At 76.5% G+C, this 13,334-nt stretch carries 12 protein-coding genes; 6 read left to right on the forward strand and 6 right to left on the reverse strand.

Annotation, left to right across the window (positions count from 1 at the left end; translation table 11 throughout):
* Positions 1–61 precede the first annotated feature (61 nt).
* The 3 genes from GKE82_RS19795 (at position 62) to GKE82_RS19805 (ending at position 4,745) form a co-directional block, all read left to right on the forward strand.
* The gene (locus tag GKE82_RS19795; RefSeq protein ID WP_154734504.1) at positions 62–1,057 is read left to right on the forward strand and encodes an asparaginase; all 996 of its coding nucleotides are present in this window, start codon (positions 62–64) and stop codon (positions 1,055–1,057) included.
* Between the two features lie 55 nt (positions 1,058–1,112).
* A complete protein-coding gene (locus GKE82_RS19800; RefSeq protein ID WP_154734505.1) occupies positions 1,113–2,972 on the forward strand; it encodes a S9 family peptidase in 1,860 nt (619 codons plus the stop codon).
* A gap of 69 nt (positions 2,973–3,041) precedes the next feature.
* Positions 3,042–4,745: an SCP2 sterol-binding domain-containing protein gene (locus tag GKE82_RS19805; RefSeq protein ID WP_154734506.1), complete on the forward strand. Its 1,704-nt coding sequence runs from the start codon at positions 3,042–3,044 to the stop codon at positions 4,743–4,745.
* A 4-nt stretch (positions 4,746–4,749) separates the two neighbouring features.
* Here the strand turns inward: GKE82_RS19805 and GKE82_RS19810 are convergent, their stop codons facing one another.
* From GKE82_RS19810 to GKE82_RS19820, 3 genes are all read right to left on the reverse strand, one after another.
* Positions 4,750–5,208: a YbjN domain-containing protein gene (locus tag GKE82_RS19810; RefSeq protein ID WP_154734507.1), complete on the reverse strand. Its 459-nt coding sequence runs from the start codon at positions 5,206–5,208 to the stop codon at positions 4,750–4,752.
* Between the two features lie 303 nt (positions 5,209–5,511).
* Positions 5,512–6,381: a DsbA family protein gene (locus tag GKE82_RS19815; RefSeq protein ID WP_154734508.1), complete on the reverse strand. Its 870-nt coding sequence runs from the start codon at positions 6,379–6,381 to the stop codon at positions 5,512–5,514.
* Positions 6,378–7,511: an aldo/keto reductase gene (locus GKE82_RS19820; RefSeq protein ID WP_154734509.1), complete on the reverse strand. Its 1,134-nt coding sequence runs from the start codon at positions 7,509–7,511 to the stop codon at positions 6,378–6,380. The genes GKE82_RS19815 and GKE82_RS19820 overlap by 4 nt, the downstream gene beginning before the upstream one ends.
* Before the next feature lie 18 nt (positions 7,512–7,529).
* Here GKE82_RS19820 and GKE82_RS19825 point away from each other — a divergent pair, with 18 nt between their 5' ends.
* From GKE82_RS19825 to GKE82_RS19835, 3 genes are read left to right on the forward strand one after another with little or no spacing between them, the layout of a single operon-like run.
* Positions 7,530–8,147 (forward strand): leucyl/phenylalanyl-tRNA--protein transferase, encoded by a 618-nt coding sequence (locus GKE82_RS19825; RefSeq protein ID WP_196189350.1) that lies wholly within the window; start codon positions 7,530–7,532, stop codon positions 8,145–8,147.
* A gap of 27 nt (positions 8,148–8,174) precedes the next feature.
* The gene (locus tag GKE82_RS19830) at positions 8,175–8,708 is read left to right on the forward strand and encodes a PH domain-containing protein (RefSeq protein WP_107568766.1); all 534 of its coding nucleotides are present in this window, start codon (positions 8,175–8,177) and stop codon (positions 8,706–8,708) included.
* A 10-nt stretch (positions 8,709–8,718) separates the two neighbouring features.
* The gene (locus GKE82_RS19835; RefSeq protein WP_154734511.1) at positions 8,719–9,696 is read left to right on the forward strand and encodes an FAD-dependent oxidoreductase; all 978 of its coding nucleotides are present in this window, start codon (positions 8,719–8,721) and stop codon (positions 9,694–9,696) included.
* Between the two features lie 18 nt (positions 9,697–9,714).
* On the opposite strand, the gene GKE82_RS19840 is transcribed toward GKE82_RS19835, so the two are convergent.
* Genes GKE82_RS19840 through GKE82_RS19850 form a run of 3 tightly spaced genes read right to left on the reverse strand, consistent with a single transcriptional unit; the run spans position 9,715 to position 13,299 of the window.
* Complete coding sequence (locus GKE82_RS19840; RefSeq protein ID WP_154734512.1) at positions 9,715–10,266, reverse strand: YqgE/AlgH family protein; 552 nt, start codon at positions 10,264–10,266, stop codon at positions 9,715–9,717.
* Between the two features lie 33 nt (positions 10,267–10,299).
* Entirely contained in the window at positions 10,300–11,985 is a 1,686-nt protein-coding gene (locus GKE82_RS19845) for an MFS transporter (RefSeq protein ID WP_107568769.1), read from the reverse strand.
* Between the two features lie 12 nt (positions 11,986–11,997).
* Positions 11,998–13,299 (reverse strand): TIM44-like domain-containing protein, encoded by a 1,302-nt coding sequence (locus tag GKE82_RS19850; protein WP_154734513.1) that lies wholly within the window; start codon positions 13,297–13,299, stop codon positions 11,998–12,000.
* Between the last annotated feature and the right edge of the window lie 35 nt (positions 13,300–13,334).

The following is a 13,334-nucleotide window of genomic DNA, read 5'->3' on the forward strand; positions in this document are numbered from 1 at the left end:
GCCGCCGTCGACGGCGGGCCAGTCCGCCCGGCGAGCGCCGGGAAGTACCCTGGGGATCGACATGGCCGCGAGCTCCCAGTCCCAGACCTACCGACGCGTGCGGATCCTGTCCGCGGGCGGCACGATCGGCATGACCGGCGGGGGTGGCGCGACGCCCGAGCTCGACGCCGACGAGCTCGTCGCCGCGGTGCCCGGCCTCGCGGGCCGCCAGGGCCTGACGGCGGAGACCGTGGCGAACAAGCCCTCCGCGCACCTGACGCTCGACGACCAGCTGCGGATCTGCCGGGCGGCGCGCGACGCCGCCCGTCGCGGCATCGGCGTCGTCGTCACCCACGGCACCGACGTGCTCGAGGAGACGGCGATGCTCGCCGACGTCATCCACGGCGGGGAGGCGCCGATCGTCTTCACCGGCGCGATCCGGCCGGCGAGCGCCCCGGGCGCCGACGGTCCCGCGAACCTCGTCGACGCGGTGGCGGTCGCGGCCTCCGAGGAGGCCGCGGGCCTCGGCGTGCTCGTCGTCTTCGGCGGCGAGATCCACCACGCGCGCTGCGCCCGCAAGACGGACACCACCTCGCTCGTCGCGTTCTCCTCCCCGCAGACCGGCCCGCTCGGCCGCGTCACCGAGGGCCATCCGACGATCTGGTCGCAGCTGCCGCGCAACCCGCCGCTGGACCCGCCCGACCTCGACCGGCGCGTGCTGATCGTGCCCGCCATGTCCGGGGACGACGGGGCGCTCGCGCGCGCGGCGCTGGACACCGACCCGCACGGCGTCGTCATCGGCACGCTCGGCGCCGGCCACCTGGCGCCGGACATCCTCGCGCTGTGGGCCGACGTCGCCACGCGCATCCCCGTGGTCGCGTACTGCCGTCCCGAGCGCGGCGTGGTCCTCAACTCGACCTACGGCTACGCGGGCTCGGAGATCGACCTGCGCGGCACCGACATCATCCCCTGCGGGTTCCTGTCGCCCCAGGCGGCGCGGATGAAGCTGCTGGCGTGCCTGGCCTCGGGCCTCTCGATCGACGAGGTCCGCTGGGCGTTCCGGCAGGACGACGGGTAGCCCCGGGCCGCGCGGGCCTTGAGTTCGCGCGGGGGAGCGCCGATAGTGGACGCGGATGCGCAGAGGTTCCCCGTCGTCGCTGTCCGCCTGGTCCTGCGGTCTGCTGGTGCTGCTCCTGATGGTGGCGGGCCCGTCGGTGGCCGCGACGCCCCGGGCGACCGCGACCGTCACGGTGGACGCGGGCGGCACCGTCCGCGCGGTCGTCGCCGTCGGTGCACGCGACGCGCGCGGCCTGCCCCGCCGCGTCGAGCTGCGCCGGGGGCGCACCGTCCTGGTGCTGACCCGCCGGGGCGCGTGGCGCCCGACCGCCGGTGGCCGCCGGTCGGCCACCTGGACCCGCACCGCGGGCGGCTCCGCGACGCGTCGCTCGACCGCGCTCGCGCTCGCCGGCACCCGCGCCGAGCTGCGGCTGCTCTGGCGGTCCGCGCGGGCCGCCCGGATCACCGTGCGCGTCGGCGGCCCGCCGCGCCCGGGCGTCGCGACGCCGAGCCCGTCCGCGTCGGTCACCGCCACCGGCACGGTCACGGCGCCGTCCCCAACCGCTCCGGCATCCGCGACCGCTCCCGCATCCGCGCCCGCCGCCGACGCCCCGGCCCCCGCGCCACCGGTCGTCGTGGTCGGGACCCGCGACCTGCCGGTCCTCGCGGGCGAGCAGCCGCTGGGCGGCGCCCGGCTGGGCAGCAGCTTCGCCGACGGCGGCGTGCGCGCCGCGATCCGCGCCGACGCCCTGACGCTCCAGCCCGGCCGCTTCTACCGGCTGACCACCTGCCTGCGGATCGAGGGCCCGTCCGTCGCCGGTGCGCGCCGCTGCACCCGGACCGTCGAGGACCGCACGACGGCCGAGACGGTCACCACCGCCGCCGCCCCCGAGGTCGCGCTCACGGTCCCGGTCGATGGCGAGCGGGCGGCGTCCCTGCTCGCGCACGGCCTCGTCACCGTCGAGGTGCCCGGACCGGCCGACTGGGAGGTCCTCGCCTCCAGCCCGACCGCGAGCGTGTCCGCGGCGGCCGTCCGCCCGGCCGACGCCACGCCGGTGCAGCCGCTGCCCGACCTGCTCGGCGTCCCGTTCGTCGCCGGGCCGCAGAAGCGCGGTGGCGTCGACACCGGCTCCCCCGACTCGTTCTGCGCCGGCTTCGACGCCGGACCCGCCCCGCCGACCGCCGAGGGCGTCACCGCCGACGGCCTCGGGCCCGGCCTCCCCGCCTACCACGAGGTCGGCGAGCCGACCGTCCCGGGGCCGGTCCGCGGCGTCATGGTGCTGCTGCACGGCAGCGGCTGGCTCGCGCACGGGCCCAACGCGGCGGCCAGCCTGCGCCCCGTCGCCGACCGCTGGCGGGCGCGCGGCTTCCGCACCGTCGCCGCGACCCACCGGCCCTGCGCCATGAGCCTGCCCGACACGCTCGCCGTCGTCGACCGGGTGCTCGGGCAGGACGGGGCGTCGCTGCCGGTCTGCGTCTCCGGCGCCTCCGCCGGCGGGCACCTGGCGCTGATGGCCGCCGCCCTGCGCCCCGCCGTGGACTGCGCGATCGGGGAGGGCGCCCCGACCGACCTGCTGACGCTGCGCGACCAGCAGCCCGACGGCTACACCAGCCCGGTCGACGGGCCGCGCTGGGCGACGAACCTCGCGATCGCCGCGTTCGGCGCCTCGCGCCTGGAGGAGCTCAGCCCCGCCCGGTACCCGATCGCCGCGCGCGTCCTGCTCGCCGTGTCGGCCGACGACTGGGCCGTGCCCTACGCGCAGCTGACCGGGCTGCGGGACGCCCAGCACGCCCGCGATCCCGCCGCGGTCGTCGACCTCGTGCGGCTGGAGACCGGCTCGGAGCCGTGGGTCCACGGCGGCGTGTCGAGCGCGGCGCTGGAGCGCCTCCACGCGCGCGAGGAGGCGCTCGTGGACGGGCTCACCGCCGGCCCCTGAGGCCCCGCCCGCGCCCGCGGCACGATCGCGCCCGCGCCGTCCGGCCCCGGCGGTACCGTGCGCGCGCCCGTGACCGTCGTCCTGCCCGCCCCGACCGCCCTCGACCTGCCCGGTCCGTCGCGCCGCGTCCGCGTCGAGCCGCTGGAGTTGCCGCTCCCTGCGCGACCGCCCGAGCCCGCGCGCGAGCGCGCCCCGAACCCGGCCCCCCGCCCCGCCCGCCCCGGCCCCCGAGCGCGAGCCCGTCCCGGCGTGACCCCGTCGGACACCCCCGACTTCCTCGAGCCGGTCGTCGGCTACCGCGCCTGGCGCCTGGCCGATGACGGCGAGCTCGTTCCCTGGACCGTCGCGCGCGCCGGCGCCTGGGTGCCGGGGGTCAACACCGCGGCCTGCCACCTGTCGCATTTCATGGTCGCGATGGGGGAGGGCGCCCGGCGCACCCCACGCCACCGGCCGCCGTCCCCGACGTGCATGTGCGGGCTCTACGCCCTGCACGACGCCGCCGACCCGCGGATCGCGCCCGGGGGCGGCAGCGCGCTCGGGGCGATCGTCGCGTGGGGCGACCTCGAGGTGCACGCCACCGGGTTCCGGGCCGAGCACGCCTGCGTCGTGGCGCTCGCGCTGCCCCACCGCTGCGGCGAGCAGGAGCGCGTCCGCCTCGAGCTCGCCGCCGCCCGCTACCGCGTGCCGCTCGTCCCGCAGGAGCAGCTCGTCGCCGCCGCGCACGAGCACGGCGCCCCGCTGCCCGACTACGACCGGCTCCCGGCGCGTCGCCGCGGCGTCGGACTGGGGGAGCGGCCTCCGTGGGCGTTCCCCGCGCCCGACCTCGCCCCGGGCGGGGAGGTCGGCTTCGACTTCAGCGCGCACGTCTGGGCGGAGACCGCGGTCGACCACGTCCTCGTCGGCGTCACGAAGCCGTTCGCCGACCTGTTCGGGGACGACCCGGACGCCGTCCACGTCGCCGTCGCCGAGCCGGGCACCGCGCTCGCGGCCGGGGACGTCCTCGCCCGCGTCACCGTGGGCGGTGAGACGTTCCTCGTCTGGACGCCGGTCGCCGGCACGGTCCGGGAGACGGCGGCGCAGCCGCAGCGGCTGCTCGGCGCCCCGGAGGGTGCGGGGTGGCTCGCGGCGGTCGTCCCGTCGGCCTGGGCGACGGATCGCGACGGGCTGCGCTGGGGCCCCGAGGCCCGCCGCGCCTACCGGGTCGACGCGGGCCGCCACCAGGACGGCGTCGACGCGTTCGCCGACGTGCGCGCCGAGCGCATCACCGCGCTGCCGCGCGTCGCCTCCTGGGGGGACGTCCTGGTCGAGCTGCGCGCCGCCCGGGCCCGCGAGCTGCCGCGGTTCGCCGACACCGCCGAGCTCTACGACCGTCTCGGCGTGGACCTCGGCTGCTCGCTGCACGACGACCCGCGGGTCGCCGACCGGCTCGGACGCCTGGACACGACGCTCGCGCTCGAGCTGCGCGAGCCCGCCGCCCGGCTGACGCTCGAGCTGCGCGGCGGCGCACCCCGCCTGCGCCTGGGCGCCACCGAGGCGGCCGCGGACGTCACGCTGGACTGCACCGCGGAGGACGCGCACCGCCTGCTGCGCGGGGACCTCGACGCCGCGGCCGCCCTGCGCTGCGGCGACCTGCGCTCCAGCGCCCCGGACGGGCGGACGCTCGCGCTCCTCAGCGTCCTCAAGGGCCTGGCCCCGGGCTACGCGCGCCGCGCCGCGCCCGATCCGGGCCCGCGCGAGCTCGCCGCGCGCCGGCTCGGTCTCGCCGCGGGCTGAGCGGTCAGTCGTCCTCGCCCGAGGACTCGCGCTCCTCGAGCAGGGTGACGTACGGCTTGCCGCCGATCCGGTCGACGAGCTCGTCGTCGAGCACCTCCGCGGAGGTCGCCACGACGCTCAGGGCGTTCATCAGCTCGTCGGCCTGCAGACGGTCGGCGAGCAGGTCGTACTCGACGATGAGCGCCCCGTCGACGAACGTGAACTTCGTGAAGAACGAGTTCGTGTTCAGCCCGTTGATCATGTTCAGGGCGGCGGCCGCACCCGGGCTGTCCTCGTCGATGCCCTGCAGGATCGGGCTGCTGAGCGTGATCACCGTGCCGTCCTTCCACGGCGAGAAGCCGATGAAGACCGCCGCGGAGTCGAAGATCATGCGGCAGCCGCGGCCGTCGTCCGCGGTCTCGAAGGCGAGCCCCTCGCGGACCAGGATCCCGGCGACCTGCTCGATGCTCGTCTCGATGTCCATGTGGCGCGGAGCCTATCTGCGCGGCGACGCGCCCACGCGACCGGACCGCGAAAAGTTTTTTCTGCGAAGAGGTGTCGCGGATGAGCGACGGGGGTATCCGACTCGTACCGGCGCACTCCACCGTGTGTGTCGGCGGGAGGCCCACCGCACAACCACCCACCGGTCCCCCGGGTGGACTGCGGTCGGGCCTTCCCTGTACCCCTGGGGCCCGGTGACCCCCACCGGGCCCGACCAGGCCGCTTCACGCCTCCGGACCGAGCACGCCCCCCACCGCCGGTCCGGAGGCGGGCCTGGTCCTCGCCGTCAGGCCGCGTGCCAGAGCGCGTCGTGCCCGAGCGGCTCGCGTCGCGCGCGCCCGGCGGCCGCCGCGCGGATCAGCGTGTCCTCGGCGCTCGCGTCGTCCGGTGCGTCGTTGTCGGCGGCGAGGACCTGCGCGACCTCGCGGGTCGTCAGACCGTGCGGGAAGGCGCGCAGCAGCTCCGTGACGTCGTCCGGGCGTGGCCGGCGCTCGAGCGTCCGGTCGAGGTTCATGACGCAGACGTCGTACACCTGCAGCGACTGGAAGCCGCCGGCCTCGAGGCCGCGCCCGTCGGCGGTCGTGAGCAGCAGCGACGGCGCCGTGTAGCGGACCGGCCCGTCGGTGGCGGCGGACTTGCCCTGCGCTTCGGTGACGCTGCCGGCAGCGGCCCGCGCCTGCGCGCGGTGCTCCTCGTAGGTCGCGACGGTCGCCTCGTCGTCCAGCGCGGCGACGACCGCCCCGACGTCCAGGCCGGGGACGCGGGCGAGCGCGTCGGCGATCGCCTCGTCGGTGTCCATCAGCCGGTCGGTCGTGAACCAGCCGAACTGCAGGGCGCGGAACGCGGCGAGCTGCAGCTGCGGCGCCTGCGCCCCGACCGCGACGACCGCCCGGCAGGCCCGCGAGGTCGCCATCACGCGCGACCGCGGACCGGTCGCGAACGGCATCCCGCGCGAGCGGAACGACCGGTAGCCCAGCGCGCCGCGCTCGGGCGTGTAGCCGTCGCGGACGTAGCGGTCCGGCGTCTCGGCCAGCCCGATCATCACCAGGCGCCAGCGCAGCTGGTCGCCGTAGCGCCACTGCAGCGCCGTCAGGTGCGGCCACGCCGAGTACGCCCACGGGCAGCCCGGGTCGCTGAAGTGGACGACGTCGATCATGCGTGCAGGTGGCGCAGGTCGCGCTCGGCGACGACGCCCCAGCGCTCACCCGCCGCGGCGAGGTCCTCGTCGACCGGCCAGCGGTCGGTCAGCACCTCGGCCTGGTCGGGGTTGGCGCCCTTCAGCGCCATGCAGCCGGCGTTGTCGCCGATCGTGCGCAGGGCGAGGATCTCCTCCGCGCTCAGCACGACCTCGCGCGGGGTCGCGGCGAGCTCGGCGCGCTTGTCCTCGACCGGTCGCGCGTCCGGGCCCGCCTCCTGGATCAGGGTCGGGACGACCATCTCGACGGCCGGATGGGCGAGGTTCCACTGCGAGGCGAGCTGGATCGGCGTGAGGCCGTGCCGGTCGGCGATCGCGCGCATCTCCTCGAGGCGCTCGACGCCGCGGTCGATCCAGCCCTCCGGCCGGAACTTGCGGTGGTCGAAGTCGCGGAACGGGTGGCCGGGGCGGACGTCGTCCCAGAAGATCCCGCCGTAGTCGACGACCCGCGTGATGACCTTCACGTCGGCGGCCGCGGCGGCGGGCAGCACGTACTCGCCCGGCCAGGGCTCCATCGGGTTGAGGATGACCATCGCCCAGTCGAGGAGCTCGCCGAAGCGCTCCAGGCACGCGAGCAGGTCGAGCGTGAAGCCGTTGGCGGGACCGGGCGCGACGCCGATCGCGTCGGTCAGGCCCGCCGCCTTCAGCGCCGCCATGCCCTCCCAGACGCGCGGGTCGTGGTAGCCGCTGCGGTCGGGGTTGTGCAGCATCAGGAGGTCGAAGCGGTCGATGCCGATCCGCTCCAGCGACCGCTCGGCCGCGGCGCGCAGGTAGTCCGCCCACGCCTCGGGGCCGCGCAGCCGCGCGTCGGTGAAGCGGGGGAAGCCCTTCGCGCCCTCCCGCTCGCCCTCGTAGAAGTCGTGGCCCACGGCGCCCGCGATCCAGACGTCGTCGCGGGTGGTCCCGGCGAGCGCGCGGCCGAGCACGCGGTCCGCCTCCCCGGTCCCGTAGGTGTCGGCGGTGATGACCGCGGGGATCGCGGCGTCGGGCCGCAGCAGGGCCTCCAGACGCGCGTCGTCGAGCGGCTCCCCGAAGTGCATGAAGCGGCCCCCGCTCCAGGTGCCGAGGGCGAGATGACCCGGATCGTCCATGCCTTCAAGATACGGGACGTGTCCGGCCGGCCCGACGACGACCTCCCGCTCGAGGACGTGCTGGGCATGTACGCCGCCGGCTGGTTCCCGATGGACGACGACGAGTCCCCGGACGAGCCGCTGCCCTGGTACTCGCCGGAGGAGCGCGGCGTGTTCGACCTCGATCCGGAGGCGCTGGCGCACACGCGCCGCGTCGTGCGCCGCAGCCTGGCGCGCCCGGAGGCGCAGGAGTGGCGGCTGGTCTTCGACGTCGCGTTCGCGCAGACGCTCGCGTGGTGCGCGCGCCCGCGCGCCGACGGCGACGGCGTCTGGCTGACGCCGCGGATGGTGCGGCTGTACGCGCGCCTGAACGCGGTGGGCCTCTGCCACACGATCGAGCTGCACGACCGCGACGGCGAGCTGATCGCGGGCTGCGTGGCGGTGACGATCCGCCGGGCGGCGTTCCTGGAGTCGATGTTCCACCGCGTCCCGCACGCGGGCAACGTCATGCTCTACCGCACGCTGGAGCTGCTGCACGACCGCGGGGCGCTGCTGTGCGACATCCAGATGACGACGCCGCACACCGAGCGGCTGGGGGCGCGCGACATCTCCCGCTGGCAGTACCTCGCGCGGCTCCAGGAGGCCGTGGCCGACTGAGCGCCGGGCCGGGTAGATTTCCCGCCCATGGACCTCAGCGCGGGCGAGTCGATCATCTACCAGGGCCACCCGTCCTGGCGGGCCACGATCGGCCTCTACATCAAGGGCGTGCTGCTCTGCGCGGTGCTCGCGGCGATCGCCGCCGGCGTCACGCGCGTCACCGGGGACGAGGTCGACGTGGCGGTCACCGTCGTCGTGTTCCTCGTCGCCTTCCTCGTGGTGCTCGCCGTCGGCTACCTCAAGCGGATGGGCACCGAGTACACGATCACCACGCGCCGCCTGCACATCCGCCGCGGGATCCTCAACCGCCAGACCGAGGAGACCCGGGTCGAGCGGATCCAGAACGCCAACACGACGCAGTCGCTGCTGCAGCGCCTGCTGAAGGTCGGGACCGTCGACTTCGACGTCGCCAGCGACGAGCGCGCCGGCCTGTTCAAGTTCGAGGGCGTCGAGGACCCGCAGTCGGTCGTCCGCGCGGTCGACCGCGCCGTGACCGGCGAGGCCCGCACGGGCGCCACGCCCGCCCCGGGCGCGCCGACCGCCGCCGACGAGGGTCTGTAGGCCGCACGCCGTGCGCGTCGCGGTCATCGGGGCCGGTGTCACCGGCCTCACGTGCGCCCGCGCGCTGGACGCGGCGGGCGTCGAGGTCGTCGTGCTGGAGAAGGCGCGGGGCGCGGGCGGGCGGCTGTCGAGCCGCCGGACCGACCACGGGGGCTTCGACCACGGCGGCGCGGTCCTGCGCCGCGACGAGGTCCGCGACGTGGCGGGGGTCGAGCTCGCCTCGTTCGCGCCGCGGCTGGCCGGCGTGGAGGCCGCGCTCGGGTGGCAGCCCGTCGGGGTCGTGCCCGTCCCCACGGCCAGCGCGCTGCCCAAGGCGCTCGCGGCCGGGCTGACGCTGCGGGCGGCCACGCACCTCGCGCCGCTGCCCGCCGACGGGCCGCTGACGTTGCGCGGTCTCGACGGGAGCACGATCGACACGGTCGACCACGTCGTGGTCACCGCCCCCGCACCCCAGGTGGCCGAGCTGCTGGCGCACCGCGCCCCCGGCCTGGCGGAGCGCGCGGCCGCCGCGGAGATGACGCCGTGCTGGACGGCGATGATCGCGCTGCACGAGCCCGCCGGCCTGCCGTTCGACGCGATCCGCGAGCGCGGCCCGGTCCACTGGGCGGTCGCCGAGAGCGCGAAGCCCGGCCGTGACGGCGGGGAGCGCTGGACAGTCCAGGCGACCGCCGCGTTCTCGGCCGAGCACCTCGAGGACCCGCCGGAGACCGTCGGCGCCGCCCTGCTGGCCGCGCTCGGCCAGATCGCGCTGGAGGAGGACGTGCCCGCCAACGCCCTGGCGCTGCGCCAGCCCGCGCTGCTGCAGGCGCACCGCTGGCGCTACGCGCGCGTCGCCCGGGCGCTGCCGGAGCCGCTGCTGCACGACGCCCCCGCCGGCGTGCTGGCCGCGGGCGACTGGTGCACCCCGCACGACGCCGGGATCACGCCCGGGACGGTCGCGGCCGCGCAGGCGGCGGGTGCCGCGCTGGCGGCGGCCCTGCTGCCCTGACCGCGGGCCGCGAGCCCGTCAGTTGACGCTCGGGTCGTCGGGCATCCGGGCGAGGACCGCGTAGGGCCCGCCCTTGCGCTCGAGCACCAGCGACCACAGGCTCTCCGGGTCGTCGCTGAAGACGTCGTCGCGGTCGGCGTCGACGACGATCCACGAGCCCTCCTCGAGCTCCCCGTCGAGCTGCCCGGGACCCCAGCCGGCGTGACCGGCGAACACGCGGGCGCGCCGCGTCGCGGTCGCGATCCGCTCGAGGTCGCTGTCGGCGGGCAGGAAGCCGAGGTCGCCGAGGATGAGGTCGGCGGCGAGCTCGGGCTCGTCGAACTCGGCGACGACCATGACGGCCTCCTCGCCGACCGGTCCGCCGCCGAAGACCGCGTCGTCCTCGTCGACGATCGGCGCGAGCTCGTCGACCGCCTCGCCGACGAGCGTGTCGGTCGGCCGGTTCAGCACGAGGCCCAGCGCACCCTCGTCCCCGTGCTCGGCGACGAGCACGACGGTCCGCACGAAGTTCGGGTCCACCAGTGCCGGGGACGCGAGGAGGAGCTTGCCCTTGAGCGAGACGGGGGCCATCGGAGAACGGATTCTACGCCTCCCGGCTGCGCGTCAACCGCCGAACAGGAGCGAGGTGATGATGTTCCCGGCGCTGGGCCGGCGCCCGTAGCGCTCCTCGAAGCGGTCCGCGTCCTGCGGGTCGGCGAGGGCGAGGACCAGCTCCTCGCGGGAGGACCCGAGCTCGCAGGCGCTGGTGTCGAGCGCCTCGAGCGCCCGGTCCTGCACGAAGCCCGAGAGGCCGCCGCTGCCCGGCAGCTGGCGCTCGGCGGTGCACGGGTCCAGCAGCGCGATCGGGGTCGGGCGGCGGTCGTCCTGCTCGCGCGCGTAGAGCGCCGGTGCGGCAGCGGTCACCACGAGCGTGACGCCGAGCAGCGCGCCGGTCCGCACGGACGGGGGCGGCGCCTTCGGCGCGAGCACGAGCGCGGCCAGCACCGCGAGGCCGCCGGTGACGAGGAACGCGACGTCGAACGACTCGCCGACCGCGGCGATCAGCGTCTCGTCGACCCGGCTGGCCATGCGGTCGTACTCGGGCAGGTCCTCAGGGTCGAGGCTCGCCCGCTCGCGATCGAGCGCCTCGAGCAGCGCGCCGCGCGGGTCGGCCGCGTCGACGCTGCCCAGCAGCGCGGGCGCCAGCGACACCTTCTGCTGCGGCGGCAGGCGCGCGTCGAGCGCGACCGCGACGCCGCGCTCCCGGGCGCGCTGGGTGGCGTCCTCGAGCCGCGTGGCGGTGATCGACCCGAGCACGGCGATGATCGCGAAGATGCCGACGTGCCGGGTGGTCAGCAGCCACGCGGCGTCGCGGCCGGTGCGCTCGGGCAGCAGCTCGCCCCCGAGGGCCGGGAGCGCGAGGCCCATGCCGAGCCCGGCGAGCACCTGCGGCGCGACGGTCCACAGCAGCCGGTCGTCGGGAAGGAAGGCGAGCGCGAGCGTGCCGGCGCCGATCAGCAGCGATCCGGCCGCCGCCCGGTGGGTCGCGTCGCCGCCGATCCGCGACCCGACGAGCGCGGCCGCGGGCAGCACCGACACGGTCAGCGCGGCCCGGAGCGGGTCGACGCTCCAGCCCGCGACGAGCAGCAGCACGAGCAGGAACAGCACCGCGGTGAGCGCCGCGGACACGAGCGCGAGCGCGACGGTCGGCTGGGCGGCCCAGCGCGGGCCGGGCGCGTCGTCGTCGGCGGCGAGCACCGCCGGGTCACGCGTCGGGGTGGTGCGGCAGACCCACGCGGCGGCGAGCGCCACCGGGGTCTGGAAGAGGAAGATCGCGCGCCAGTCGAACGCCTGCGTGAGCGCGCCGCCGAGCGCGGGGCCGACCGCGGCGGACAGCACGGCGGCGCCGAGCCACAGCCGCTTGGCGTGGGCGCGGTCGGCGCCGTGCCCGTCCTCCAGCAGCGCGAACACCGCGATCAGGGTGGCGGCGCCGCCGACCGCCTGCAGCGCCCGGCCGACGAGCAGCAGCACGACGGAGCCCGCGACGCCGCACAGCAGCGACGCGAGGCCGAACAGCGCCATGCCGGCCGCCCCGACGAGCGGTGCGCCGTGCGTGCGCTGCAGGCGCTCGACGGGCACGAGCGCGACCGCGAGCACGAGGGCGTAGACGCCGATGACGGCGGCGACCCCCTCGACGGAGGTGTCGAGCTGGACGAGGACCTCGGGCAGGGCGAGCGTCACGATCGACGCGTCGGCCAGGGCGAGTCCGGCGGCGATCGCCAGGACGATCGAGCGCGTGCGCGGGGACATGGGTCGCCCAGGCTATCCGGCGGGCGAGCCGTCGACGCCGATCAGCCGCCACGGCGTCTCGTCGTCGCCGTCCACGACCGCCATCGTCCAGCGCTCGGTGAACGAGGTCGCGCGGTCCTTGCTGCCGGCGACGACCGCGGCGGTGTCGCGGTTCTCGACGTAGCGACGGCCGGTCACCTGGACGGTGACGGTCATGCTGGCGGGCGTGTCGTCGTCGCCGGGGTCGAGGCCGTCGATGCCGATGCTCGTCACGGTGGCGCCGCGGACGACCACGCGCGTGCTGCCGCTGCCGTCACCGCCGTAGAGCAGCACCGCGGCGGCCTGCGGGTCGGCGAGGGCCAGCAGGGCGGCGTCGTCGCCGTCGACCGCCTCGATCCACGCGGCGACCGCGCGACGCGCGACGACCTCGAGCACGTCGGGCGCGAAGCGACCGTCGGCGAGCGACAGGTCGAGCGCCTGCGCGCGCGCACCGCCGGCGAGGTCGACGTCGACGAGGTCCCGGGTGGTGAAGCCGGCGAGCGCCCGGTCGGCGACGGCGGCCTCGACGAGCGTCTCGCCCTGCAGCTGTCCGGTGTCCGCCCACGGGCTGGCGATGATCGCGGCGTCGAGCTGGTGCACGCCCTCGGTGTCGGACTCGATCGAGAGCAGCTTCCAGGTGCCGTCGCGGTGCTCGAGCGTCCAGTACTCGGCGTGCTCCACGGTCGTGGAGGTCTTGCCGTCGCGGGTGAGGCGCCTGCCGCCGCCGGTCTCGACGTAGTCCAGCAGCGTCGCGGTGACGCGCACGCAGACCCGGTCCTCGGCGTCGTCCTCGCGGTTGACCAGGCCCACGTACTCGACCCGCGGGCCGGACTGCACCTCGACGACGTTGTGCCAGCCCTTGCGCTCGAAGTCGCGCAGCCGCCGCTCCCACTCGACCATCAGGTCGCGGCCGACGAGCCCGGCGAGCGTCGTGACGTCGTTGCGGCCCCAGGCGTGCTGGATCGTCGTGAAGAGCTCGGCGGCCTGCGCGGTGACGACGTCGGCGGCGAAGTACGCGTCGTCCTGGCTGGCCTCGGCGCTGGCGGTGGTGACCCGCTGCACGCGGGCGGCGCGCCGCTGGCGCAGGCGGTAGGCGCTGATCCAGCCGATGACGGTGACGATCAGGAACAGCACGACGATCACGACGATGATCCAGGGGCTGCCGCCGCCGCTGCCGCTGCTCGAGCCGCCGCCGGAGAACGAGCTGCCGCCCCCGCCGCCGCCCCCGCCGCTGAAGCCGGAGGTGCCGCCACCGGCGGCGGCGATGATCGAGAACGCGTCGAGGAGCAGCTGCACGTCGCCGATGGTCGCAGGGCGCCCCGACCGACGCC

The sequence above is a fragment of the Conexibacter sp. W3-3-2 genome (assembly GCF_009707605.1).
In the GTDB taxonomy this organism is placed as follows: domain Bacteria; phylum Actinomycetota; class Thermoleophilia; order Solirubrobacterales; family Solirubrobacteraceae; genus Paraconexibacter; species Paraconexibacter algicola.